Consider the following 23,408-nt stretch of genomic DNA (forward strand, 5'->3'; position numbering starts at 1 on the left):
GCCGCGGCCGCACCAGCTCCGAGACTGAGGATGACGATGAGCGAGTTCACCAAGGCCCCGGGCCTGGTCCTTCTCCCCGCGATCGACGTGGCCGGCGGCAAGGCCGTCCGCCTGACGCAGGGCGAGGCGGGCACCGAGACGAACTACGGCGACCCGATCGACGCGGCCGGCGACTGGGCCGACCAGGGCGCGGAGTGGATCCACCTCGTCGACCTCGACGCCGCCTTCGGCCGCGGTGACAACCACGGCATCATGAAGAAGGTCATCCGCCAGGTCAAGGGCGTCAACGTCGAGCTCTCCGGCGGCATCCGCGACGACCGCAGCCTGGAGTCCGCGCTCAACGCCGGGGCGAAGCGCATCAACCTCGGCACGGCCGCTCTGGAGAACCCGGAGTGGGCCGCCAGCGTCATCGCGCAGTACGGCGACCAGATCGCGGTCGGCCTCGACGTGCGCGGCACCACCCTCGCGGCGCGCGGCTGGACCAAGGAGGGCGGCGACCTCTGGCAGGTCCTCGAGCGCCTCGAGGAGGCCGGCTGCACCCGCTACGTCGTCACCGACGTCACCAAGGACGGCACCCTCAAGGGCCCGAATCTCGAGCTGCTCGAGCAGGTCATGGCGCGCACCCACCGCCCCGTCATCGCCTCGGGCGGCATCTCCAACCTCGACGACATCGCGGCGCTCCGCGACCTCGTGCCGCAGGGCCTCGAGGGCGCGATCGTCGGCAAGGCGCTCTACGCCGGAGCGTTCACGCTCGCCGAGGCGCTCGACGTCGCCTCCGAGTGACCGGATCGCCCTCGGGTGAGGGCCGGGCGCTCCCCGCGCACCTGACCGACTCGGCCGGGACCCCGTGGGCCGGCCGCCACTTCGAGCAGAGCGCCTCGACGGACGACGACGGCAGCGCGCCCGAGGCCCTGGTCGCTGCCCTGCGCTCGTTCGGCGCCGGCATGGCGGGCCCGGAGGCGGTGGTCGACGCGCTGCGCGTCTCGCGCCTGCTCATCCCCCTGGTCGCGAAGCTCGGCGAGGAGGCCGAGGGGGTCGCCGGGCTGCGCGCCGACAAGTCGCAGGAGCTCTCGATCGTGACGGTCGCCGGGCCGGACGGCCGGACCGTGCTCCCGGTCTTCAGTGACGTCGAGGCGATGCGGCGCTGGGACCGCCTCGCACGCCCCGTCCCGGTCGACGGCCGGCGCGCGGCGCTGGCCGCGGTGGCGGAGGAGACCGAGCTGATGGTCCTCGACCCCGCCTCGCCGCACGAGTTCGCCGTCCGGCGCCCCGCGCTCTGGGCGATCGCCGAGGGCTCGCCGTGGCGATCGAGCCCGGCCGATCCGGAGGTCCTCACCGCGCTGCGGGCGAGCGCCGAGGGGGAGGACGCCGTCGTCTCGCTCGCCGTGCGGCCGGGCGACGCCCGTCAGCGGCTGACGGGACCGGAGCTCGTCATCGTGCTGGAGCTGCGGCCCGGCCTCGACCGCTCGGCGCTCGGCGAGCTGGTCGCGCGACTGGGCGAGCGCTGGGCCGCCGACGAGATCGTCGCCGCCCGGGTCGACTCGATGACCCTCCAGCTGGCGTCCGCTCCTCCGAGCTGACGCGGGGCCTCCCGACTCAGGTGACCGGGCCGGTCCACTTCTCGCCGGGGCCCTTGCCGATCGGGTCGGCGATCGGGGAGGCCTCGCGGAAGGCGAGCTGCAGCGTCCGGAGTCCGTCGCGCAGGCTGCGCGCGTGCATGTCGCTGATGTCGGGGGCACCTGCCGTGACCAGGCCGGCGAGGGCGTTGATCAGCTTGCGCGCCTCGTCGAGGTCGACCTGGGCGCCCGGCTCGTCGGCGAGGCCGCACTTCACCGCGGCGGCGCTCATCAGGTGCACCGCGGCGGTCGTGATGATCTCGACCGCCGGCACCTCGGCGATGTCGCGGGTCGCCTCCACGTCGGAATCGTCGCCGAACCGTCGGGCGTAGTCGTCGTCGTGCTGAGCCATGGGTCCCTCGTTCGGTGAGTCCGGCGCTCGCGAGGACCCCGAGGCGGTGCTCGAGGGGGCGCTCGCGGGGGAGGGGGAGTGGCGGGCTCCGCCCGCTGCCCTTCCGGCCGGAAGTCTGCTATGGTGATGCGGGCTCCGAGGCATGTCCTCGGTTCGAAAGTGGAGATTCTCCCACCCGCGCTTGACCGCTTCACTAGGTTACCGGGTCAGAAGCACTCCGCCTCCGGCAACGGGGGCAGGGCTGCGGTCCTCGAGACACGTCTCGGGGAGCGCGTCGTAGGGTGCAGCGCAGCGCAGTAGACGCGCTTCGCACAGGGAATCACCTCTCTCGGGATGCGCCGGACGAAGAATCCGGCCGCAGAGCAGCAACTCACCGAGATCAGAGGAGAAACGCAATCAGCGATCCCCGTACCAACGACCGAATCCGCGTCCCCGAGGTCCGCCTCGTGGGTCCCGCCGGAGAACAGGTCGGCGTCGTGAAAATCGAGGTCGCCCTGCGACTCGCGCAGGACGCAGACCTGGATCTGGTCGAGGTTGCTCCCAACTCCAAGCCTCCCGTCGCCAAGATCATGGACTACGGGAAGTTCAAGTACGAGCAGGCCCAGAAGCTCAAGGAAGCCCGTCGCAACCAGGCGAACACGATCCTCAAGGAGGTCCGTTTCCGCCTGAAGATCGACAAGCACGACTACGAGACCAAGCGCAAGCGCGCCGAGGGCTTCCTGAAGGCCGGCGACAAGGTCAAGGCCATGATCCTGTTCCGCGGTCGCGAGCAGTCCCGCCCCGAGATGGGCGTCCGGCTCCTGCAGCGCTTCGCGGAGGACGTGTCCGAGTTCGGCCAGGTCGAGTCCACCCCGACCATCGACGGTCGCAACATGGTGATGGTCATCGGCCCGCTGAAGAACAAGTCCGAGGCGAAGGCCGAGGCGAACGCCGTCCGCGCCGCTCGTCGCGAGGCCAACACCCCCGAAGAGGAATCGGCCGAGTCCGAATCCGTCTGATACTTCGCCGCCCCGTCCTCGGGGCCGGTGGACGCCCCGCTCGCGGGGCACCAGTTTCGCCCGCCGAGTGCGCGTGCGACGTCGACAAGGAGAGAACATGCCCAAGATGAAGACCCACTCGGGTGCCAAGAAGCGTTTCAAGGTCACGGGCTCCGGCAAGCTCATGAAGCAGCAGGCCGGCATGCGTCACAACCTGGAGTCGAAGTCCAGCGTCCGCACCCGCCGCCTGAACCAGGACCAGGTCCTCGCCCCGCAGGACGCCAAGGTCGCCAAGAAGCTTCTCGGCCTGTAGTCGACCACCGCGGCAGCCCCTGCCGCCGTAGTCCTCGACAACCGACCCGGATCGTAAGGAAGAAAGAGAAATGGCAAGAGTCAAGAGGGCGGTCAACGCCCACAAGAAGCGTCGCGTCATCCTCGAGCGCGCCAAGGGCTACCGCGGCCAGCGCTCGCGTCTGTACCGCAAGGCCAAGGAGCAGGTCACCCACTCCCTCGTCTACTCGTACCGCGACCGCCGCGCGAAGAAGGGCGAGTTCCGCCGCCTCTGGATCCAGCGCATCAACGCCGCGTCCCGCGCCAACGGCCTGACCTACAACCGCTTCATCCAGGGCCTCGCCCTGGCCGGCATCCAGGTCGACCGCCGCATCCTCGCTGACCTCGCGATCACCGAGCCCGCGACCTTCACCGCCCTCGTGGCGAGCGCGAAGGCCGCACTGCCCGCCGACACCTCGGCCCCGAAGGCCGCGTAGTCCGCAGCACTTCCCCGAAGGGGGTCACGACGACAGTCGTGGCCCCCTTCGTCGTTCCCGCAGGACCTGGTTCCCGCAGAACCTGGTTCCCGCAGGACCTCGTCCCCGCGGGTCGGCCTTCCCCACGGGCGACGTGTCGACCGGGCCCCGCGACGGTGCGCCGATAGGCTCGCCGCATGCTCGACAACCCCCGTTCTCCCCGTGTCCGCTCCGTCGCCAAGCTCACCCGGCGTCCGGCACGGCAGGAGTCGGGGCTCTTCCTCCTCGAAGGCCCGCAGGCGATGTCCGAGGCGCTGCGCTACCGGCCCGAGCTGCTGATGGAGTCTTTCGCGACCCCCACCGCGCTCGAGCGCCACCCCGAGATCGTCGCCGCGGCCGAGGAGGCCGAGGTCGAGATCGAGTACGTGACCGAGGACGTCCTCGACTCGATGGCCGACACCGTCACGCCGCAGGGCTTCGTGGCCGTCTGCCGGCAGTTCCCGACCTCCCTCAAGGACGTCGTCGCCTCCGAGCCCCGCCTCGTCGCCGTGCTCGAGGAGGTCCGCGACCCCGGCAACCTCGGCACGATCATCCGCGCGGCCGACGCCGCGGGTGCCGACGCCGTCGTGCTGACCGGCCGCTCCGTCGACCTCTACAACCCCAAGGTCGTCCGCTCGACCACGGGCTCGCTGTTCCACCTGCCCGTCGCGGTCGGTGCCGAGCTGCCCGACGTGCTGCAGCGGCTGCGCTCCGCGGGCCTTCGCGCCGTCGCCGCCGACGTCAAGGGCGAGGGCCTGCTCGACGTGCGCGCCCGGGGCGACCTCGCGCAGCCGACGGTCTGGGTGTTCGGCAACGAGGCCCGCGGCCTCGAGGACGAGTCGCTCGAGCTGATGGACGGCGTCGTGGCCGTGCCGATCTACGGCGCCGCGGAGTCGCTGAACCTCGCCACCGCCGCCTCGGTCTGCCTTTACGAGAGCGCCTTCGCGCTCCGCTCCTGACGACCCGACGCGCACTCGACCTGAGACGTTTCACGCCAGAACTGAGAGAAGACCACCTCGGCATGGTACGAGGCTGGGAGCGAGCCTCGGTTGTTGCGCTCTGGTTAAGAATCCGCTCATGATTTGACCCACCCATGCCCGTGTGATTCTCTGACGGAATGGAAGCACCCTCCCAGGCCGGGCGATCGTCCGCTGCCGCCCGCGAGCCCCTCGTCGTCCTCGACGGGGTCCAGAAGCACTACGGCGAGTTCCAGGCGCTGAAGGGCATCGATCTGACGATCAACCGCGGCGAGGTGGTCGTGGTCCTCGGTCCCTCCGGGTCGGGCAAGTCCACGCTCTGCCGCACGATCAACCGCCTGGAGACCATCTCCGGCGGCACGATCTCGATCGACGGTCAGACGCTGCCGGAGGAGGGCAAGGGGCTCGCCGCCCTGCGCGCAGACGTCGGCATGGTCTTCCAGTCCTTCAACCTCTTCGCGCACAAGACGATCCTCGAGAACGTCACGCTCGGGCCGATCAAGGTCCGCAAGCTCTCGCGCAAGGCGGCCGAGGCGGAGGCGCAGGCGCTGCTCGACCGCGTCGGCGTCGGGCACCAGGCGGGCAAGACGCCCGCCCAGCTCTCCGGCGGTCAGCAGCAGCGCGTGGCCATCGCCCGCGCCCTCGCGATGAAGCCGAAGGTGATGCTCTTCGACGAGCCGACCTCGGCGCTCGACCCCGAGATGATCAACGAGGTCCTCGACGTCATGGTCGGCCTCGCCGAGGAGGGCATGACGATGATCGTCGTCACCCACGAGATGGGCTTCGCGCGCAAGGCCGCGCACCGGGTCGTCTTCATGTCCGACGGCGAGATCCTCGAGGACACCGATCCCGAGTCGTTCTTCACCGCTCCCCGGACCGACCGTGCCAAGGACTTCCTCTCGAAGCTGATCACCCACTAGGTCTCCGGCGCCGCGGACGGACTCCGCCTCGGCCGCCGTTCGACGGGTCGCCCCCCGAACCCCCGGGAGCGACCGGACATCGCCCGCTCCAGCGGGCCACACCCCAGGAAGGACGATCATGCGCACCAAGCTCATGTTCATGACCGCGGGACTCGCCGCAGCGGCCCTCACCCTCGCCGGCTGCGCCGGTGACTCCGGGACCGGCACCGGCTCCGACTCCGGCTCCGAGGGGAGCGGAGCGGCCTACGAGGTCGCCACCGACGTCACCCTCGAGGGCAGCCCCACCTTCGACGCCATGACGGAGGACGGCACGGTCACCATCGGCGTCAAGGAGGACCAGCCCGGTCTGGGCTACCTCGACGCCGCGACCGGCGAGCGCTCCGGCTTCGACATCGAGATCGCGAAGTGGGTCGCCGCCTCCCTCGGCTTCTCCGCGGACAAGATCGAGTACCAGCCGATCCCCTCGGCGAACCGCGAGGCGTCGATCGTGAACGGCGACATCGACTACTACGTCGGCACCTACTCGATCACCGACAAGCGCAAGGAGCAGGTCGGCTTCGCCGGACCGTACTTCGAGACCGGGCAGCAGCTGCTGGTCGCCGCGGACAACGACACCATCACGGGTCCGGACGACCTCTCGGCCGACACCACCGTGTGCTCCGCGACCGGCTCCACCCCGATCCAGAACATCCGCACCAACTACCCCGAGGTCCCGACCGAGGAGTTCGACACCTACTCGCAGTGCGTCGACGCCCTGGCCGACGGCCAGGTCGACGCGGTCACCACCGACGGCGCGATCCTGATCGGCTACGCCGCCCAGCGTCCGGACGACCTGAAGGTCGTCGGCGAGCCCTTCAGCACCGAGCTCTACGGCATCGGCCTCGCGAAGGACGACACCGCACTGCGCGGCTTCATCAACGAGATGCTGACCGACGGCGGTGACACCTGGAGCGCGATCTACGACGAGACCCTCGGCCAGTCCGGCACCACGGTCGAGCAGCCCGCGGTCGACGCGTACTAGGCCGACACCCCTGAGGAGTCCCGGGGCGGCGCGTCGCGCCTCGCCCCGGGACCTCCTCTGCCCCGCGCCGCACCGGCGACCGCTTCCACCTCCCCGATGAAAGGGCACGCAGCATGGATGTTCTCCTGAACAACCTCGACGTGTTCGTCCCCGCGTTCGGCAACACCCTGCTGCTGTTCGTCGTGTCGCTCGTCTTCGCCCTCCTCCTCGGCACCGTGGTCGGAGCGATGCGCGTCTCGCCCGTCCCGATCGCGCGAGCGGTCGGCACCGTCTACGTCAACACCATCCGGAACACGCCGCTGACGCTGCTGATGTTCTTCTTCGCCTTCGGCTACCCCAAGCTCGACCTGCCGGACGTCGAGTACACGAACCTCGCGATCGCCGCCCTGAGCATCTACACCGCGACCTACGTCGCCGAGGTGCTCCGCTCCGGGATCAACACCGTGCCGATCGGCCAGGCCGAGGCGGCTCGAGCGATCGGCCTCGACTTCGGGCTCACGATGACCCAGGTGGTGCTGCCGCAGGCGTTCCGCTCGGTCATCCCGCCGCTGATGAGCGTGCTGATCGCCCTCCTCAAGAACACCACGGTCGCCGCCGGCTTCTCGGTCGCCGAGGCCGGGACGATCGTCCGCGTGCTGAACGAGCGCGGCGAGAACAGCCTCATCGTCGTGCTCTGGGTCGCCCTGGTCTTCGTGGTCCTCGTCACCGCACTCTCCCTCCTCCAACGTCAGCTCGAGAAGAAGTGGAGGGTCGCCCGATGAGCTCCGTCCTCTTCGACAACCCCGGACCCCGCGCGGTCGCCCGCAACCGCGTCATCGGCGCCGTCGTCGTCCTCGTCCTCGTGGCGCTGCTGGCCTTCGTGCTCTGGCGCTTCGCCGAGTCCGGCCAGTTCTCGCCGGCCAAGTGGCGGGCGTTCGGCTACCCGCTGGTCTGGCAGAGCATCGGCGCCGCTCTCGGGCAGACGCTCGCCGCCTTCGCCACCGCCGGCGTCGCGAGCATCGTGCTCGGCCTGCTGCTGGCGATCGGCCGCCTCTCCGACCGCCGCTGGATCAACATCCCGGTCACGCTCTTCATCGAGCTGTTCCGCGCGATCCCGGTCCTCATCCTGATGATGCTGATGTACTACGGGCTCCCGTTCGTCGGGCTCAAGCTCACGCCGTACCTCGCCGTGGTCATCGCGCTCACGCTCTACAACGGCTCCGTCTTCTCCGAGATCTTCCGCGCCGGCATCGAGGCGCTCCCGCGCGGCCAGAAGGAGGCGGGCTACGCGATCGGCCTGCGCAAGGCGGGCGTCATGCGCCTGATCCTCTTCCCGCAGGCGATCCGGTCGATGCTGCCCGTGATCATCGCCCAGCTCGTCGTCGCCCTGAAGGACACCGCGCTCGGCTCGATCATCACCTACAACGAGCTGCTCTACTACGCCCGCTACCTCGGCAACCAGCCGAGCCTGGACAGCCCGATCATCCCCGCCGCCATCGTGGTCGGCGCCATCTACATCGGCATCTGCCTGATCCTCTCCGGCATCGCCAAGTGGGTCGAGATCCGCACCAAGACCGGCGGCCGCAAGGGCACCGGCCACCCGGCGGTCCGCGCCACCACTGACACGGCACTGATCGCCGCGCAGGACTGAACCCGATGGTGGGGATCGCCTGCGGCGACCCCCACCGCGGTCGGCCACCGAGGCGGTCGCATTGGGAAGAGCGTCTTGCGTCCGGCTAGCGCGAATCGCTCGTATGCGATTCACACGTTCGCCTCGAGGGCGATCGCCGATCTGCAGGGTTCCTGTCCGGCAACGGTGCACATGCTGGTCGAGTAGCGCCGGAGGGGCGTATCGAGACCCACCGCTCCGCGAGGAGGACTGGCGGGCGTCGGTTCCGGCGCTGGTGGATCTCGATACGCCTGCTCCGCGGGCCGCTCGATCAGCATGGGGCCGGCCGGGTCCGCGATCAGCCGCGCCGGCGGGCGAGCGCGTCCGCCCGCCGCAGCGAGCGGGCCGCGCGAGGCATCCCTACACTGGGGGATCGTGTCTGACAGCAACCCGATCACCGACGAGGCCGTCTCGGCGGCGACCGCGGAGGCGCTCACCGCGATCCGCGCGGCCGCCGATTCCGCCGCCCTGAAGGCGGCTCGCACCGCCCACCTCGGCGAGGGCTCGGCCCTCGCCCGACTGAACGCGCTGATGCGCTCCGTTCCCCCGGAGTTCAAGGCGGCGTCCGGCAAGCTCGTGGGCGGCGCCCGCAAGCAGGTCGGCGACGCGTACGCCGAGCGCGAGGCGGAGCTGGTCGAGGCAGAGCAGGCCGCGGCGCTCGACGCCGAGCGCGTCGACGTCACCGCCGGCGCGAGCTTCGTGCGCCAGGGCGCCCGCCACCCGCTCTCGCTCCTCCAGGAGTCGATCGCCGACGTCTTCGTCGGCATGGGCTGGGAGATCGCGGAGGGGCCGGAGCTCGAGAACGAGTGGTTCAACTTCGACGCGCTGAACTTCGACGAGGACCACCCGGCCCGCGCGATGCAGGACACCTTCTTCGTCGACCCGGTCGAGTCGCACCTCGTGCTGCGCACCCACACCTCGCCGGTGCAGATCCGCTCGATGCTCGAGCGCACCCCGCCGATCTACGTGATCGCGCCCGGCCGCGTCTACCGCACCGACGAGCTCGACGCCACGCACACCCCTGTCTTCACGCAGTTCGAGGGCCTCGCCGTCGACCGCGGCCTGACGATGGCGCACCTGCGCGGCACCCTCGAGCACGTCGCCCGCCTCCTGTTCGGCGACGAGGCGAAGATCCGCCTGCGCCCCAACTACTTCCCCTTCACCGAGCCGAGCGCCGAGCTCGACATCTGGCACCCGACCTTCGTCGGCGGTGCCCGCTGGATCGAGTGGGGCGGCTGCGGAATGGTGAACCCGAACGTCCTGCGCTCGGTCGGCATCGACCCGGACGAGTACTCCGGCTTCGCCTTCGGGATGGGGATCGAGCGGACCCTGATGTTCCGCAACGACGTGAAGGACATGCGCGACATGGTCGAGGGCGACGTCCGCTTCAGCAAGCAGTACGGGATGGTGATCTGATGCGCATCCCGCTGAGCTGGCTGGGCGAGTACGTCGACCTCGAGCAGGGCGTCACGACCGAGGCCGTGCACGCGGCGCTCGTGTCGGTCGGCCTGGAGGAGGAGGACGTCCACCGCTTCGAGGTCTCCGGCCCCGTCGTGGTGGGCGAGGTCCTCGACCTCGTGCCCGAGCCGCAGAAGAACGGCAAGACCATCAACTGGTGCACCGTCCGCGTCGCGCCCGAGGGTGAGCGCGCGGCCGACGGCGGCGACGACGTCCGCGGCATCGTCTGCGGCGCGCACAACTTCGCGGCCGGCGACAAGGTCGTGGTCTCGCTGCCCGGCGCCGTGCTGCCCGGGCCGTTCCCGATCTCGGCGCGGAAGACCTACGGGCACGTGTCCGACGGGATGATCGCGTCCACCCGCGAGCTCGGCCTCGGCGACGACCACGAGGGCATCCTCCGGCTGGCGAGCCTCGGCATCGACCCCGAGGTCGGCACCGACGCGATCGCGCTGCTCGGGCTGGACGACGCCGCGGTCGAGGTCAACGTGACCCCGGACCGCGGCTACGCCTTCTCCATCCGCGGTATCGCCCGCGAGTACGCCCACGCGACCGGCGCCGCCTTCCGCGATCCCGCGCTGGCGATCAGCGCGCCCGAGCGGCTCGAGTCGGCTCCCGTCTTCCCTGTCACGGTCGAGGACGAGGCGCCGATCCGCGGTCGCGTCGGCTCGTCCGTCTTCGTCACCCGCGTGGTGCGCGGCATCGACCCGTCGCTGCCGACCCCGCCGTGGATGATCGCGCGGCTGCGCCTGGCCGGTGTGCGCTCGATCTCGCTGGTCGTCGACATCACCAACTACGTCATGTTCGAGCTCGGCCAGCCGCTGCACGGCTACGACCTCGAGCGCCTGGAGGGCGGCATCGTCGTCCGCCGCGCGCGCTCGGGCGAGACGCTCGAGACGCTCGACGGCCAGACCCGCCGCCTGCACCACGAGGACCTCCTGATCACCGACGACGGCGGGCCGATCGGGCTCGCCGGCGTGATGGGCGGCGCCCGCACCGAGATCACGGACACGACCGTCGACGTCCTGATCGAGGCCGCGAACTTCGACCCGGTCTCGATCGCGCGGACGGCCCGCCGCCACAAGCTGCCGAGCGAGGCCTCGCGCCGCTTCGAGCGCGGCGTGGACCCGCTGGTCGCGCCGGTCGCCGCCGCGCGCGCGGTGCAGCTGCTGGTCGAGCTCGCGGGCGGCACCGCCGACGAGCTCGGCTCGGTGCTCGCCGATTCCGGGATGGCGTCGGCGATCGAGCTCCCCGACGGCTACATCTCCGGCCTGATCGGCCTCGAGTACACGCCCGAGGAGATCCGCGGCGCCCTGGTCGAGATCGGCGCGAGCGTCGAGGCCGGGGGAGGGGGCCTGCTCGTCACCCCGCCGAGCTGGCGGCCCGATCTGACCGACCGCTCGACCCTCGCGGAGGAGGTCGCCCGGATCACCGGGTACGACCGCATCCCGTCGATCCTCCCCGTCGCGCCTCCCGGTCGCGGCCTCACGCCCGGTCAGCGCCTGCGCCGGACGGTCGCGCAGTCGCTGGCGGCCGCCGGGCTCACCGAGGTGCTGTCCTACCCGTTCCTCTCCCGCTCGATGAACGACCGCTTCGGCTCCGTCGACGGCGAGCCGGTGCAGCAGGTCTCGCTGGCGAACCCGCTGGACGCGACCGCGGGACAGCTGCGGCTCTCCCTCCTCCCCGGACTCGTGCAGGTCGCGGCCCGCAACCGCTCGCGCGGTCTCGTCGACCTGGCCGTCTACGAGATGGGCTCGGTCTTCCTGCCGCAGAGCGGCGCTCCGTTCGGCTCCGAGGGGCTGCCCCTCGCCGGCGCGCGTCCGTCCGCGGAGATCGAGGCGGCCCTGAACGCGGGGATCCCGCGGCAGCCGCTGCACGTGGCCGCGCTGCTGACGGGTTCGGCGCTCGAGCGTCAGCCCGGAGTGGCCGCGCGCGACTTCGACTGGCGCGACGCGCTCGACGTCGTCCGCGACGTCGCGGCCGCCTCGGGCGTGCAGCTGGAGATCCGGCAGGGCTCGCACGCCGCCCTGCACCCGGGCCGCACGGCCGAGGTGCTGCTGGACGGCGCCGTGGTCGGCCACGCCGGCGAGCTGCTCCCGTCGCTCGCCGACGACCTCGACCTGCCGCACCGCGTGGCGGTGGTCGAGCTCGACCTCGATCCGCTGATCGCCCGCGCCGGCCGCCTCGTGGCGGCGCGCCCGGTCGGGGCGCTGCCCGCCGCGACGCAGGACCTCTCGCTGGTCGTGCCCGTGGCCGTGCCGGCGGCCGACCTGCAGGCCGCCGTCGCCGAGGGCGCCGGCGAGCTGCTCGAGGCGATCCGCCTGGTCGACGACTACCGCGGTGCGGGCGTCCCCGAGGGCTCGAAGTCGCTGACCTTCGCGCTGCGCTTCCGTGCCGCCGACCGGACGCTCACCGCCGCCGAGGCCAGCGCGGCGAAGGAGAGCGGCACCGCGCTCGCCGCCGAGCGCTTCGGCGCGAGCCCGCGCGAGTGAGCGGACGGCCGCCGGCTCCGGTCGGCGGCCGCCCGCGGCGACCGGGCCAGGGCGGGTCCCGCCAGCGACTAGGCTCTCGGGCATGACTTTTTCCGTGGCGGTGGCCGGAGCGAGCGGGTACGCGGGCGGCGAGCTGCTCCGCCTGCTCGCCGATCACCCCGAGTTCGAGGTGCGCACGGTCACGGCGCACTCGAACGCCGGCCAGCCCCTCGCCGCGGTGCAGCCGCACCTGCGCTCGCTGCGCCACCTCGAGCTCGTCGACACGACGACCGAGAACCTGGCGGGCCACGACGTCGTCTTCCTCGCCCTGCCGCACGGCAGGTCCGGCGAGATCACGGCGACGCTCCCCGACGACGTGCTCGTCGTCGACTGCGGCGCCGACCATCGGCTGACCGACGAGCAGGACTGGGCCGACTACTACGGGGGCGAGTTCGCCGGCGCCTGGCCCTACGGGCTGCCCGAGCTGATGCTGCCCGGCACCGGCAGGCAGCGCGACGTGCTCGCGGGCGTCCGCCGCATCGCGGTGCCCGGCTGCAACGTCACCGCGATCACTCTCGGCCTCGCGCCGGGGCTGCACGCCGGCGTGATCGAGGCCGCCGACCTGGTCTCGGTCCTCGCCGTCGGCCCGTCCGGGGCGGGCAAGAGCCTGCGGACCGATCTGCTCGCGAGCGAGCTGCTCGGCTCGGCGCACGCCTACGGCATCGGCGGCGGGCACCGCCACAACCCGGAGATCCGGCAGAACCTCGCGCTCGCCGGTGCCGGTCCCGTCTCGATCTCGTTCACCCCGATCCTGGTGCCGATGTCGCGGGGCATCCTCGCGACCTCGACCGCTCGGCTCGCGCCGGGCGTGTCCGCGCAGGACGTGCGCGCCGCGTGGGAGTCGGCCTACACCGACGAGCCCTTCGTCCAGCTGCTGACGGAGGGGACGTTCCCGCGCACGGCCGACACCGTCGGCGCGAACACGGCGCTGATCGGGGTCGCCGTGGACGAGCGCGCGCGCCGCGTCGTGGTGGTCACCGCGCTCGACAACCTGGTCAAGGGCACCGCCGGCGCCGCGATCCAGTCGACCAACATCGCCCTCGGTCTCCCGGAGACCCTCGGCCTGAGCACGAACGGAGTCGCGCCGTGAGCATCACCGCCGCAGCAGGATTCGCCGCGGCCGGCGTCGTCGCCGGTCTCAAGTCGACCGGCGCCCGCGACCTCGCCCTCGTGCACAACCTCGGCCCGCTGCAGAACGCCGCTACGGTCTTCACCAGCAATCGCTGCAAGGCGAACCCGGTGCTCTGGAGCGAGCAGGTCATGCGCGACGGCGTCGTCTCGGCGATCGTCCTCAACTCCGGCGGCGCCAACTGCTACACCGGCGCCGCGGGCTTCCAGGTCACCCACGCGACGGCCGAGGCCGTCGGCGGGAGCCTGGGCGTCTCGGCCGGCGATGTGCTCGTCTGCTCCACCGGTCTCATCGGCGATCAGCTCGACCTCGGCAAGCTGACGGCCGGGGTGACCGAGGCGTCGGCGGCTCTTCCGGGCGCGACCGGTTCGGAGGCGGGCGAGGACGCGGCCCGCGCGATCATGACGACCGACACCGTGCCCAAGCAGGCGACCGTCCGCTCCGAGCAGGGCTGGACCGTCGGCGGCATGGCCAAGGGCGCGGGGATGCTCGCTCCCGGGCTGGCGACGATGCTCGTCGTGATCACCACCGACGCGGTCCTCGACTCCTCCGAGCTCGACACCGCGCTGCGGGCGGCGACCCGGGTCACCTTCGACCGCCTCGACTCGGACGGCTGCATGTCGACCAACGACACCGTGGCGCTGCTGGCGAGCGGCGCGAGCGGGGTGCGCCCCGAGGCGGCCGACTTCACCGCCGCGCTCACCGACGTCTGCCGCGATCTCACCCTCCAGCTCCAGGCCGATGCCGAGGGCGCCGCGCACGACGTCGCGATCCGGGTGCTGAACGCCGCGACCGAGGACGAGGCCGTCGTCGTCGCCCGCGCGGTCTCGCGGAGCAACCTCTTCAAGGCCGCGATCTTCGGCAACGACCCCAACTGGGGCCGGGTGCTGGCCGCGGTCGGCACCACCGATGCGCAGTTCGACCCCTACGGCATCGACGTGGCGATGAACGGCGTGCAGGTCTGCCGGGCCGGCGAGCCCGACGCGAGCCGCGACCTGGTCGACCTCGCCCCGCGCAAGGTCTCGGTCGACATCGATCTGCACGCCGGCGACGCCACGGCGACGATCTGGACCAACGACCTCACCCACGACTACGTCCACGAGAACTCGGCGTACTCCAGCTGATGGCCGACGAGAATCCGAGGGCCTCCGAGAACCCGGTGAGCACCGGGGACCCCACCGAGGCCGAGACGCTCGCGCTGCGCGACGCCGTAACCGTCAAGGCCGGCACCCTGATCGAGTCGCTGCCCTGGCTGCAGCGGTTCCACGGCAGGACGATGGTGATCAAGTTCGGCGGCAACGCCATGGTGTCGGAGGAGCTCCAGCGCGCCTTCGCGCAGGACATCGTCTACCTGCACTACGCGGGCATCCGCCCCGTCGTCGTGCACGGCGGCGGTCCGCAGATCTCCGCGATGCTCGACCGGCTCGGCATCGCCAGCGAGTTCCGCGGCGGCTACCGGGTGACCAGCCCCGAGGCGATGGACGTCGTGCGGATGGTGCTCACCGGCAGCATCAGCCGCGACATCGTCCGGCGCATCAACGAGTACGGGCCGCTGGCCGCCGGTATCTCCGGCGAGGACGCCGGCCTCTTCGTCGGCCGCCGGCGGGGCGTGGTCCTGGACGGGGTCGAGCACGACCTCGGCCTGGTCGGCGACGTGATCTCCGTGGACCCCGCGGCCGTTCTCGCCCAGCTCGACGCCGGCCGCATCCCGGTCGTCTCCTCGATCGCGCCCGACTCCGACGACCCGACGCAGTCGCTCAACGTCAACGCCGACGCCGCCGCGGCCGCGCTCGCCGTCGCCGTCGGCGCGGAGAAGCTCGTGATCCTCACCGACGTCCCCGGTCTCTATGCCGACTGGCCCGACCGCGACTCGCTCGTCTCGCACATCGCGTCCGACGAGCTCGCGGCGCTGCTGCCGTCGCTCGAGTCGGGGATGATCCCCAAGATGACGGCCTGCCTCGACGCGGTCCGCGGCGGCGTGCCGAAGGCCGCGATCATCGACGGCCGCGTCCCGCACTCGATGCTGCTCGAGGTCTTCACCTCCGAGGGCGTCGGCACCGAGGTCGTCGCCTCGGCCGACCCCCGCGACCGGGAGCGAACGTCGGGCCGCTGACCACCAGCGGCCCCGGCTCCGAGCGCCGCCCCGACGGGGTGCGCGCACCGACGGCCCTCCCGGCCGGTCCGCTTCTGCTCGAAAGGCTCGACATGTCCACCGATACCGCTCCCGGCGTCCCCGCGCCCGAGGTCCCCGCCTCCGATCCCGCACCCGTCTCCGCCCGTACCGCGGAGGCCCGCGACCGCTACGCCGCCGCGATGATGCAGACCTTCGCCGCTCCGCTCGCCGTCCTCGAGCGCGGCGAGGGCTGCCGGGTCTGGGACGTCGACGGCCGCGAGTACCTCGACTTCCTCGGCGGGATCGCGGTGAACTCGCTCGGCCACGCGCACCCGGTCTTCGTCGAGGCCGTGAGCCGCCAGGCCGGCGCGCTCGCGCACGTCTCCAACTACTTCGCCACCGCTCCGCAGATCCGGCTGGCCGAGAAGCTCCGCGAGCTCACCGGCGCGGGCGAGGCGGGCCGCGTCTACTTCGCGAACTCCGGCGCCGAGGCGAACGAGGCGGCCTTCAAGCTCGCCCGCCTGCACGCGGCCGGCGGCCGGCATCGGATCCTGGCGCTGCAGAACGCCTTCCACGGTCGCACGATGGGCGCCCTCGCGATGACCGGCAAGGCCGCGATGCGCGCGCCGTTCGAGCCGATGCCCGGTGGAGTCGAGCACATCGAGGCGACGGTCGAGGCCCTCGAGGCCGCGATCGACGAGTCGGTCGCCGCGCTGATCGTCGAGCCGATCCAGGGTGAGGCGGGCGTGATCCCGCTGCCGGACGGCTTCCTCGAGCGGGCGCGGGAGCTGACCCGGGAGCGGGGCGCCCTGCTGATCGTCGACGAGATCCAGACCGGCATCGGCCGCACCGGCAGCTGGTTCGCCTACCAGCGGGCCGGCATCCTCCCCGACGCGATCACCCTCGCCAAGGGACTCGGCGGCGGCTTCCCCGTCGGAGCCCTGGTCACCTTCGGCGCGGCCTCCGAGCTGCTGCAGAAGGGCCACCACGGCAGCACCTTCGGCGGCAACCCGCTCGCGACCGCGGTCGCCGGCGCGGTGATCGGCGAGATCGAGCGCGCCGACCTGCTCCGGAACGCCCGGGAGCGCGGGGCGCAGCTGACCGCGGGTGTGCTCGGCCTCGGCTCACCGCTGATCGCCGGCGTGCGTGGCGCCGGTCTCCTGCTCGGCATCGCGCTCAGCGAGCCCGTTGCCGCCCGGCTCGCCGCGGCCGCCATGGCGGAGGGACTCATCGTCAACGCGCCGAACGAGTCCAGCATCCGGATCGCTCCGCCCCTCATCATCACCGCCGCCGACGTCGACGAGTTCGTCGCCCGCTTCGGCCGCGCGGTGCAGGCGCTCGACGCCTGAACGACCCGACCTCCTTCCCCGATCGAAAGCGAACCGCAGCCGTGACCCGCCACTTCCTCCGCGACGACGACATCACCCCCGCCGAGCAGGCCGAGATCCTCGATCTCGCCCTGGAGCTCAAGCGCGACCGCTTCTCGCGGACGCCGCTCGCCGGCCCGCAGACCGTCGCGGTCATCTTCGACAAGTCCTCCACCCGCACCCGGGTGTCCTTCGCCGTCGGCATCGCCGATCTCGGCGGCAGCCCGCTGATCATCTCGACGGCGAGCAGCCAGCTCGGCGGCAAGGAGACCGCCTCCGACACCGCGCGCGTGCTCGAGCGCCAGGTCGCGGCCATCGTCTGGCGCACCTACGCGCAGTCCGGGCTGGAGGAGATGGCGGCGGGCACCCGCGTCCCCGTCGTCAACGCGCTCTCGGACGAGTTCCACCCGTGCCAGCTGCTCGCCGACCTGCTGACGATCCGCGAGCACCGCGGCCGCCTCGCCGGCCTCACGCTGACCTTCTTCGGCGACGGCGCGAGCAACATGGCGCACTCCTACCTGCTGGCCGGCGCGACGGCGGGGATGCACGTCCGGATCGTCTCGCCCGCGGACTACGCTCCCGCTCCGGCCGTGCTCGCGGACGCCCAGCGCATCGCCGCCACCACCGGCGGCTCGGCCACCACCACGACCGACCCGGCCGCGGGCGCCGCCGGCTCGGACATCGTGATCACCGACACCTGGGTGTCGATGGGCAAGGAGGAGGAGAAGGCCGCGCGGGTCGCCACCTTCCGCGACTACCGCGTCGACTCGGACACGATGGCGGCCGCCGCGTCCGACGCGCTCTTCCTGCACTGCCTCCCGGCCGACCGCGGCTACGAGGTGACCGCCGACGTGATCGACGGCCCGCAGAGCGTGATCTGGGACGAGGCGGAGAACCGCCTGCACGCCCAGAAGGCCCTGCTGGTCTGGCTCCTCGAGCGCGCCGGCACGCCCGACGCCGCTCAGTAGACTCGACAGCCGACCCCGAGGAGAACCATGACGGAACGACCCTCCGCCCGCGCGGGCGAGGCCGGCGCGCTCTGGGGAGGCCGGTTCGCCGGCGGCCCGTCGCCGGAGCTGGCCGCGCTCTCGAAGTCGACGCACTTCGACTGGCAGCTCGCCGAGTACGACATCGCCGGCTCCCGCGCGCACGCCCGGGCCCTCGCGACCGCCGGCTACCTCGACGACGCCGAGCTGACCGGGATGCTCGACGCGCTCGAGCGCCTGCGCTCGGCGGTGGTCGAGGGCCGCTTCACCGCGGACGACGCCGACGAGGACGTGCACGGCGCGCTCGAGCGCGGCCTGATGCTCGAGGCGGGCCCGGAGCTCGGTGGCAAGCTGCGCGCCGGGCGCTCGCGCAACGACCAGATCGCGACCTTCGTGCGGATGTACCTCCGCGACCACGCCGCCGTCATCGCCGAGCTGGTGGTGCAGCTGATCGACGCGATCGCCGCCCAGGCCTCCGCCCACCCGGCGGCGATCATGCCCGGCCGCACGCATCTGCAGCACGCGCAGCCGGTGCTGCTCGCGCACCACCTCCTCGCGCACGCCTGGGCGCTGCTGCGCGACCTCGAGCGGCTGCGCGACTGGGCGGTCCGCGCCGACGTGTCGCCGTACGGCTCCGGTGCCCTCGCCGGCTCGACCCTCGGGCTCGACGCCGAGGCGGTCGCCCGCGAGCTCGGCTTCGCCGCGAGCGTGCCCAACTCGATCGACGGCACCGCGAGCCGCGATCTCGTCGCCGAGTTCGCCTTCGTCAGCGCGATGATCGGCATCGACGTCTCGCGGATCGCGGAGGAGATCATCCTCTGGAACACGCGCGAGTTCGCCTTCGTCACCCTCGACGACGGCTACTCGACCGGGTCGTCGATCATGCCGCAGAAGAAGAACCCCGACATCGCCGAGCTCGCGCGCGGCAAGGCGGGTCGGCTGCTCGGCAACCTGACCGGCCTGCTCGCGACGCTGAAGGCGCTCCCGCTCGCATACAACCGCGACCTGCAGGAGGACAAGGAGCCGGTCTTCGACTCGGTGACCACGCTCGAGGTGCTCCTCCCCGCCTTCAGCGGGATGATCGCGACGCTGACCTTCCACACCGAGCGGATGGCCGAGCTCGCCCCGCAGGGCTTCTCGCTCGCGACCGACGTCGCGGAATGGCTGGTCAAGAAGCACGTGCCGTTCCGCGACGCGCACGAGATCACCGGAGAGCTGGTCAAGCTCGCCGAGACCCGGGGCCTCGGTCTCGAGGACCTCGACGACGAGGCGCTGCGCTCGGTGTCGCCGCTGCTGACGCCCGACGTCCGCTCGGTGCTCAGCATCGAGGGCTCGGTCGCCAGCCGCGACGGGGTCGGCGGCACCGCACCCGACCGTGTGGCGGAGCAGCTCGCGCAGCTGACCGAGCGCGTGCGCGTCGTCCGGTCCGCCCTCCGCGGGGACGCGTCGTGACCCTCCAGGGCCCGCCCGGCGACGACGGCCGTCCGCCGCTGCCGCCGTGGCAGCAGCGGACCCTGGTCGTCGTGGCCGGCGTGGTGATCATCGCGGTGATCATCGTCACCGTGGTCTCGGGCCAGAGCTTCTTCTAGGGATGCCGGAGCCGATCGACCTCTCGCGCCCGGCCCTCGAGGTCGCTCCCGATCTGCTCGGGGCGGTGCTGCTGCACCGCACCGGCGAGGGCGTCGTCGGCGTCCGGCTGACCGAGGTCGAGGCCTACCTCGGACTCGGCGAGGACCCGGGTTCGCACGCGCACCGGCGCCGGTCGCCGCGGAACGCCCCGATGTTCGGGGAGCCGGGGACGGTCTACGCGTACTTCACCTACGGCATGCACACCTGCGTCAACCTGGTCTGCTCCCCGGCGGGCACAGCCTCCGCGGTGCTGCTCCGCGCGGGCGAAATCGTGGCGGGGGAGGAGCTGGCCCTGCTCCGACGCGGACCGGTCCGCCCGAGGGACCTCGCCCGCGGTCCGGCGCGGCTCGCCAAGGCGCTGGGGGTGACCCTCGCGGAGTCGGGCGATCCGATGGCTCTCTCCTTCGAGCTGCTGCCGCGCGAGTCGCCGGTGCCGATCGAGTCGTCCGCCCGGACCGGGGTCTCCGGCGAGGGCGGCGACGCCGCCTTCCCCTGGCGGTTCCTCATCGCCGGCGACCCGACCGTCTCGCCGTACCGGCGCGCGGTGGCGCGTCGTCGCCCGGAGACGGGCGGCGGTCAGCCCGCCAGGTAGAGCCGCGCGAGGATCCCGAGCGCCGCGGACCAGGCGAGGCTGGCGAGCGTGCCGATGATGAAGCGCTCGCGTGCCTCCGGGGACGCCAGCTCACTGAAGCGGCCGACGCCCTTGACGGCGACGATCACGGCGACGCCCTCCGGCAGACCGCTGAGCAGGGCGCCCGCGGTGGCGATCCGCTCGAGCACGCCGATGGTGGTGCCGCCGCGCAGCACCTCGATCGGCTGGCCGATCGCGGACGGAGCGACCCCGGGGGTCCCGGGACGCTGAGCGGCGGCGATCATGATGCCGCCGTGTGCGCCGCTGCGGGAGTCGGTGGTCGCGAGATCGAGGGTGAGCAGGACCAGCGGCCCGCCGCCGAGGACCGCGAGTGCGAAGGCGAGCACCACGACGGCGAGAGCGAGCGCCGGGGGAGCGGAGGCGCCGGCCACGCCGGTCAGCAGGAAGGCGGCGGCCGCGGCGCCGATGCTGATCCAGCCGAGCGAGGGGCGGCGCAGGCGCGCCGCGAGGACGGCGCCCGCGACTCCGGCGAGGAGCACCAGGAGCACGCCGGTCCAGGAGGCGGACTGCGCGGCGACGGCGAAGGTCTCGGGCAGTGCGGTGCGGAGTGCCGTCATCGGGGTGTCCTCTCGGAAGCGGAAGCAGAAGCGGAAGGGTCGCTGGTCTCCGTGGAGCCGTGCGCCGACGGGTCGGCGGTCGCCGCCGCGTCGGGGTCGAGCGTACGGTCGACCACCGTCAGCAGCCGGGCGAGGGCGTCCCGTGCCGGTCCGTCGGCGCGCGCGCTCGCGGTCCGCACCCGGAGGCTGACCGCCTGGGGGGAGACGGCGAGACGCTCGGCCGCCTCCTTCTGCGAGAGCCCCGCGTCCAGGAGGTCGACGATCTCCCAGCCGGCCGGGGTCCGCGAGTCCCGGAGGTGGAGCAGCGGATCGAACAGCGCCTGGGCGTCGCCGACCGAGGGGAAGGCGTCGTCGGGGGAGCCGTGGCCGGACGGATCGGAGCCGGAGGCATCGGGGTCGAGCGAGAAGCGGGTCGCCCGTCCCTTCGCCGCCTCGACCGCGCGCCGCGCCGCGAAGTACGCCGCTCCGCGGGCGGCGCGGGTGGTCCGGGGCAGCGGCCGCTCGATCGCGCCGATGCCGAGGCCGATGCTCCAGTGCCCGGAGCGGTGGAGCGCGAGGACCACGGACACGACGGCCTCGGCGCGGTCGAGCACGAACTGGAACTCGTCGCCCGCGGTGCGCTCGGGAGGGAGCACGAAGGACGACTCCTCCGATTCGAGCAGAGCGGCGATCGCCTGCTCGACCCGGTCGTCGTCGTGACGACTGTCGCGCTGATCGGCAGTGATGACGAACACGATGACCTCCTCGATCAAGTATCAGGGCTTGATGCCGTGAGATCAAGCTCTTGGACTTGATCGCGCGCCGGGCGAGCCGCCGGCCTCGCGCTACCCTGGACGGGTGACCGATCAGGACTCCCGCGGATCCGCGACCATGCCGTCGCTCGATCCCTCGTTCGAGAACGTCTGGGACGAGCTCGTCTGGCGTGGCGCGATCCACGTGTCGACCGACGCGGCAGCGCTGCGCGAGCTCCTCGCCGGAGACCCGATCACCTACTACTGCGGCTTCGACCCGACCGCGCCGAGCCTGCACCTGGGCAACCTGGTCCAGCTGATCGTGCTCCGCCGGCTCCAGCTCGCCGGGCACCGGCCCCTCGGTCTCGTCGGCGGATCGACCGGGCTGATCGGCGACCCGCGGCCGACGGCGGAGCGGACGCTCAACTCCCGCGAGACGGTGGTCGAGTGGGTGTCCCGCCTGCAGGCGCAGGTGTCGCGGTTCCTCTCGACCGAGGGGGAGAACCCGCTGCGGCTGGTGAACAATCTGGACTGGACGGCGCCGCTGTCGGCGATCGACTTCCTCCGGGAGATCGGCAAGCACTTCCGGGTGGGCACGATGCTCAAGAAGGACGCGGTCAGTGCCCGCCTGAACTCCGACGCGGGGATCAGCTACACCGAGTTCAGCTACCAGATCCTGCAGGGGCTGGACTACCTCGAGCTCTACCGCCAGTACGGCTGCATCCTGCAGACGGGTGGCAGCGACCAGTGGGGCAACCTCACCAGCGGGACCGATCTGATCCACCGGACGGAGGGGGTCTCGGTGCACGCCATCGGGACGCCGCTGGTGATGAACTCCGACGGGACGAAGTTCGGCAAGAGCGAGGGCAACGCCGTCTGGCTCGACCCGTCGCTCACCAGCCCGTACGCGTTCTACCAGTTCTGGCTCAACACCGACGACCGCGATGTGGCGGCCCGGCTGAAGACCTTCACCTTCCTGCCGCGCACGGAGATCGAGCGGCTCGAGCAGGCGAGTGTGGAAGCACCGTTCAAGCGCGAGGCGCAGCGCGCGCTCGCGAGCGAGGTCACCGTCCTCGTGCACGGGGAGGCGGTGACGGCCTCGGTGATCGCGGCCTCCTCGGCGCTCTTCGGTCGCGGGTCGCTGGAGGGCATCGACCCCGGGATCCTGCGGGGAGCGCTGCAGGCGGTGACGACGGTCGAGGCGACCGCGGCGACTCCGGTGGTGCAGGCGTTCGTGGAGGCCGGACTCGTCGCGAGCCTCGGCGAGGCCCGCCGGGCGATCGGCCAGGGCGGGCTCTCGGTGAACAACGCCGCGGTGTCGGACGACGCCGCCGTGCTCGGCGACCTCCCGCTGATCGACGGGATCGCGGTGCTGCGTCGCGGCAAGAAGAGCTTCGCCGGCGCCTTCGTCTCCTGACGCGGACGCGGTCCGCCCCGCGAGGAGCCCGAATCGCGACACGCCCGGGCGACGAGCGATTTGCAGGGCCGCGAAACCTCGACGTAATGTAACTCCTCGTCAGCCCAAAGGAGCGGACAGCGAGAGTCGGATGCAGAGCATCGTGACCCGCCGGCCCCCCTCAAGCGATGACCATCCCCTCGCTCTCAAGCCTGTTAGAGATTCGTCTCTTGATGGCGGCGGATCGCGAGCGTAAGATGCAAAGCCTCCGCGGGACTCAGGTCCTCGGCTTCGGTGACGGCGAGACGATCTCCGGATCCGACGCTGAGCATCACGAAGACGCCGACTTGACACGGCCTGCGGATGTGCTAAGTTAGTCGAGTTGCCACGGAGGCGATCGGGACTTCGGTTCTGATAAGCCTACCCGGTCTCGGCGACACGAACAAATCGAACGGCCCGCCTGAATCAGGCCGGCTCTCGGTACAACTACTTCGATCACTTCCGTTGTGAAGCACCTCTTCAGGTGTGGAGGCGGGATGTGTCCGATTCTTGAGAACTCAACAGCG

Annotated in this window: 24 protein-coding genes; 21 read left to right on the forward strand and 3 right to left on the reverse strand. The window is 71.9% G+C overall.

Annotated elements, in window-relative coordinates:
• The first annotated feature begins 36 nt into the window (after window positions 1-36).
• On the forward strand, window positions 37-783 hold the full coding sequence (gene priA / locus MT353_RS19120; protein WP_123705565.1) for a bifunctional 1-(5-phosphoribosyl)-5-((5-phosphoribosylamino)methylideneamino)imidazole-4-carboxamide isomerase/phosphoribosylanthranilate isomerase PriA: 747 nt from the start codon (window positions 37-39) through the stop codon (window positions 781-783).
• A complete protein-coding gene (locus tag MT353_RS19125; protein WP_243625617.1) occupies window positions 780-1,580 on the forward strand; it encodes an SseB family protein in 801 nt (266 codons plus the stop codon). The genes priA and MT353_RS19125 overlap by 4 nt, the downstream gene beginning before the upstream one ends.
• A 16-nt stretch (window positions 1,581-1,596) precedes the next feature.
• Here the strand turns inward: MT353_RS19125 and MT353_RS19130 are convergent, their stop codons facing one another.
• Window positions 1,597-1,968 carry a DUF1844 domain-containing protein gene (locus tag MT353_RS19130; RefSeq protein WP_123444520.1) on the reverse strand — a complete coding sequence of 124 codons (372 nt, stop codon included), beginning with the start codon at window positions 1,966-1,968 and terminating at the stop codon, window positions 1,597-1,599.
• Between the two features lie 395 nt (window positions 1,969-2,363).
• Here MT353_RS19130 and infC point away from each other — a divergent pair, with 395 nt between their 5' ends.
• From infC to MT353_RS19220, 18 genes are all read left to right on the forward strand, one after another.
• Window positions 2,364-2,966, forward strand: coding sequence for a translation initiation factor IF-3 (infC, locus tag MT353_RS19135; protein WP_123444546.1), 603 nt, complete (start codon window positions 2,364-2,366; stop codon window positions 2,964-2,966).
• Window positions 2,967-3,063: 97 nt separating this feature from the next.
• The gene (gene rpmI, locus MT353_RS19140) at window positions 3,064-3,258 is read left to right on the forward strand and encodes a 50S ribosomal protein L35 (RefSeq protein ID WP_056042364.1); all 195 of its coding nucleotides are present in this window, start codon (window positions 3,064-3,066) and stop codon (window positions 3,256-3,258) included.
• A 70-nt stretch (window positions 3,259-3,328) separates the two neighbouring features.
• A complete protein-coding gene (rplT, locus tag MT353_RS19145; RefSeq protein ID WP_123444519.1) occupies window positions 3,329-3,712 on the forward strand; it encodes a 50S ribosomal protein L20 in 384 nt (127 codons plus the stop codon).
• 176 nt (window positions 3,713-3,888) lie between these two features.
• Window positions 3,889-4,689 carry an RNA methyltransferase gene (locus MT353_RS19150; RefSeq protein ID WP_123444518.1) on the forward strand — a complete coding sequence of 267 codons (801 nt, stop codon included), beginning with the start codon at window positions 3,889-3,891 and terminating at the stop codon, window positions 4,687-4,689.
• Window positions 4,690-4,847: 158 nt separating this feature from the next.
• Window positions 4,848-5,627 carry an amino acid ABC transporter ATP-binding protein gene (locus tag MT353_RS19155; RefSeq protein WP_243625618.1) on the forward strand — a complete coding sequence of 260 codons (780 nt, stop codon included), beginning with the start codon at window positions 4,848-4,850 and terminating at the stop codon, window positions 5,625-5,627.
• A gap of 118 nt (window positions 5,628-5,745) precedes the next feature.
• Window positions 5,746-6,648, forward strand: a complete 903-nt coding sequence (locus tag MT353_RS19160; protein WP_243598674.1) for a glutamate ABC transporter substrate-binding protein — start codon at window positions 5,746-5,748, stop codon at window positions 6,646-6,648.
• A gap of 113 nt (window positions 6,649-6,761) precedes the next feature.
• On the forward strand, window positions 6,762-7,409 hold the full coding sequence (locus tag MT353_RS19165; protein WP_123444515.1) for an amino acid ABC transporter permease: 648 nt from the start codon (window positions 6,762-6,764) through the stop codon (window positions 7,407-7,409).
• Window positions 7,406-8,278, forward strand: coding sequence for an amino acid ABC transporter permease (locus tag MT353_RS19170; RefSeq protein WP_123444545.1), 873 nt, complete (start codon window positions 7,406-7,408; stop codon window positions 8,276-8,278). Before MT353_RS19165 ends, MT353_RS19170 begins: the two co-directional genes overlap by 4 nt.
• Window positions 8,279-8,671: 393 nt before the next feature.
• Window positions 8,672-9,712, forward strand: coding sequence for a phenylalanine--tRNA ligase subunit alpha (gene pheS, locus MT353_RS19175; protein ID WP_123444514.1), 1,041 nt, complete (start codon window positions 8,672-8,674; stop codon window positions 9,710-9,712).
• The gene (gene pheT, locus MT353_RS19180) at window positions 9,712-12,243 is read left to right on the forward strand and encodes a phenylalanine--tRNA ligase subunit beta (RefSeq protein WP_243625619.1); all 2,532 of its coding nucleotides are present in this window, start codon (window positions 9,712-9,714) and stop codon (window positions 12,241-12,243) included. Before pheS ends, pheT begins: the two co-directional genes overlap by 1 nt.
• Window positions 12,244-12,325: 82 nt before the next feature.
• Complete coding sequence (gene argC, locus MT353_RS19185) at window positions 12,326-13,372, forward strand: N-acetyl-gamma-glutamyl-phosphate reductase (protein ID WP_243625620.1); 1,047 nt, start codon at window positions 12,326-12,328, stop codon at window positions 13,370-13,372.
• Window positions 13,369-14,535, forward strand: coding sequence for a bifunctional glutamate N-acetyltransferase/amino-acid acetyltransferase ArgJ (gene argJ, locus MT353_RS19190; protein ID WP_243625621.1), 1,167 nt, complete (start codon window positions 13,369-13,371; stop codon window positions 14,533-14,535). The genes argC and argJ overlap by 4 nt, the downstream gene beginning before the upstream one ends.
• A complete protein-coding gene (gene argB, locus MT353_RS19195; RefSeq protein WP_243625622.1) occupies window positions 14,535-15,524 on the forward strand; it encodes an acetylglutamate kinase in 990 nt (329 codons plus the stop codon). The genes argJ and argB overlap by 1 nt, the downstream gene beginning before the upstream one ends.
• 92 nt (window positions 15,525-15,616) lie before the next feature.
• Entirely contained in the window at window positions 15,617-16,873 is a 1,257-nt protein-coding gene (locus tag MT353_RS19200; protein ID WP_279400895.1) for an acetylornithine transaminase, read from the forward strand.
• Window positions 16,874-16,914: 41 nt separating this feature from the next.
• Window positions 16,915-17,859, forward strand: a complete 945-nt coding sequence (argF, locus tag MT353_RS19205) for an ornithine carbamoyltransferase (RefSeq protein ID WP_127887041.1) — start codon at window positions 16,915-16,917, stop codon at window positions 17,857-17,859.
• A gap of 27 nt (window positions 17,860-17,886) precedes the next feature.
• A complete protein-coding gene (gene argH / locus MT353_RS19210; RefSeq protein ID WP_243598680.1) occupies window positions 17,887-19,329 on the forward strand; it encodes an argininosuccinate lyase in 1,443 nt (480 codons plus the stop codon).
• Complete coding sequence (locus MT353_RS19215; RefSeq protein WP_159422422.1) at window positions 19,326-19,466, forward strand: hypothetical protein; 141 nt, start codon at window positions 19,326-19,328, stop codon at window positions 19,464-19,466. Before argH ends, MT353_RS19215 begins: the two co-directional genes overlap by 4 nt.
• A 2-nt stretch (window positions 19,467-19,468) precedes the next feature.
• Window positions 19,469-20,098 carry a DNA-3-methyladenine glycosylase gene (locus MT353_RS19220; RefSeq protein WP_243625623.1) on the forward strand — a complete coding sequence of 210 codons (630 nt, stop codon included), beginning with the start codon at window positions 19,469-19,471 and terminating at the stop codon, window positions 20,096-20,098.
• Here MT353_RS19220 and MT353_RS19225 read toward each other — a convergent pair.
• On the reverse strand, window positions 20,083-20,715 hold the full coding sequence (locus MT353_RS19225; RefSeq protein WP_243625624.1) for a hypothetical protein: 633 nt from the start codon (window positions 20,713-20,715) through the stop codon (window positions 20,083-20,085). The genes MT353_RS19220 and MT353_RS19225 overlap by 16 nt on opposite strands.
• Window positions 20,712-21,449 (reverse strand): DNA-binding protein, encoded by a 738-nt coding sequence (locus MT353_RS19230; RefSeq protein WP_243598683.1) that lies wholly within the window; start codon window positions 21,447-21,449, stop codon window positions 20,712-20,714. The genes MT353_RS19225 and MT353_RS19230 overlap by 4 nt, the downstream gene beginning before the upstream one ends.
• 136 nt (window positions 21,450-21,585) lie before the next feature.
• On the opposite strand from MT353_RS19230, the gene tyrS reads away from it, so the two are divergent.
• Window positions 21,586-22,863, forward strand: a complete 1,278-nt coding sequence (gene tyrS, locus MT353_RS19235; RefSeq protein ID WP_243625634.1) for a tyrosine--tRNA ligase — start codon at window positions 21,586-21,588, stop codon at window positions 22,861-22,863.
• The last annotated feature ends 545 nt before the right edge of the window (window positions 22,864-23,408 follow it).

It is taken from the genome of Rathayibacter sp. VKM Ac-2927 (assembly GCF_022815525.1).
Lineage (GTDB): Bacteria > Actinomycetota > Actinomycetes > Actinomycetales > Microbacteriaceae > Rathayibacter > Rathayibacter festucae.

Excerpts from the sequence above, each read along its gene's own strand:
- priA (WP_123705565.1), top strand. The coding sequence starts at position 37 with ATGAGCGAGTTCACCAAGGCCCCGGGCCTGGTCCTTCTCCCCGCGATC.
- MT353_RS19165 (WP_123444515.1), top strand. The coding sequence starts at position 6,762 with ATGGATGTTCTCCTGAACAACCTCGACGTGTTCGTCCCCGCGTTCGGC.
- rplT (WP_123444519.1), top strand. The coding sequence starts at position 3,329 with ATGGCAAGAGTCAAGAGGGCGGTCAACGCCCACAAGAAGCGTCGCGTC.
- MT353_RS19150 (WP_123444518.1), top strand. The coding sequence starts at position 3,889 with ATGCTCGACAACCCCCGTTCTCCCCGTGTCCGCTCCGTCGCCAAGCTC.
- pheT (WP_243625619.1), top strand. The coding sequence starts at position 9,712 with ATGCGCATCCCGCTGAGCTGGCTGGGCGAGTACGTCGACCTCGAGCAG.
- MT353_RS19160 (WP_243598674.1), top strand. The coding sequence starts at position 5,746 with ATGCGCACCAAGCTCATGTTCATGACCGCGGGACTCGCCGCAGCGGCC.
- argH (WP_243598680.1), top strand. The coding sequence starts at position 17,887 with ATGACGGAACGACCCTCCGCCCGCGCGGGCGAGGCCGGCGCGCTCTGG.
- MT353_RS19225 (WP_243625624.1), bottom strand. The coding sequence starts at position 20,715 with ATGACGGCACTCCGCACCGCACTGCCCGAGACCTTCGCCGTCGCCGCG.
- MT353_RS19220 (WP_243625623.1), top strand. The coding sequence starts at position 19,469 with ATGCCGGAGCCGATCGACCTCTCGCGCCCGGCCCTCGAGGTCGCTCCC.
- MT353_RS19155 (WP_243625618.1), top strand. The coding sequence starts at position 4,848 with ATGGAAGCACCCTCCCAGGCCGGGCGATCGTCCGCTGCCGCCCGCGAG.
- tyrS (WP_243625634.1), top strand. The coding sequence starts at position 21,586 with ATGCCGTCGCTCGATCCCTCGTTCGAGAACGTCTGGGACGAGCTCGTC.
- MT353_RS19200 (WP_279400895.1), top strand. The coding sequence starts at position 15,617 with ATGTCCACCGATACCGCTCCCGGCGTCCCCGCGCCCGAGGTCCCCGCC.
- MT353_RS19130 (WP_123444520.1), bottom strand. The coding sequence starts at position 1,968 with ATGGCTCAGCACGACGACGACTACGCCCGACGGTTCGGCGACGATTCC.
- rpmI (WP_056042364.1), top strand. The coding sequence starts at position 3,064 with ATGCCCAAGATGAAGACCCACTCGGGTGCCAAGAAGCGTTTCAAGGTC.
- argB (WP_243625622.1), top strand. The coding sequence starts at position 14,535 with ATGGCCGACGAGAATCCGAGGGCCTCCGAGAACCCGGTGAGCACCGGG.
- MT353_RS19170 (WP_123444545.1), top strand. The coding sequence starts at position 7,406 with ATGAGCTCCGTCCTCTTCGACAACCCCGGACCCCGCGCGGTCGCCCGC.
- argC (WP_243625620.1), top strand. The coding sequence starts at position 12,326 with ATGACTTTTTCCGTGGCGGTGGCCGGAGCGAGCGGGTACGCGGGCGGC.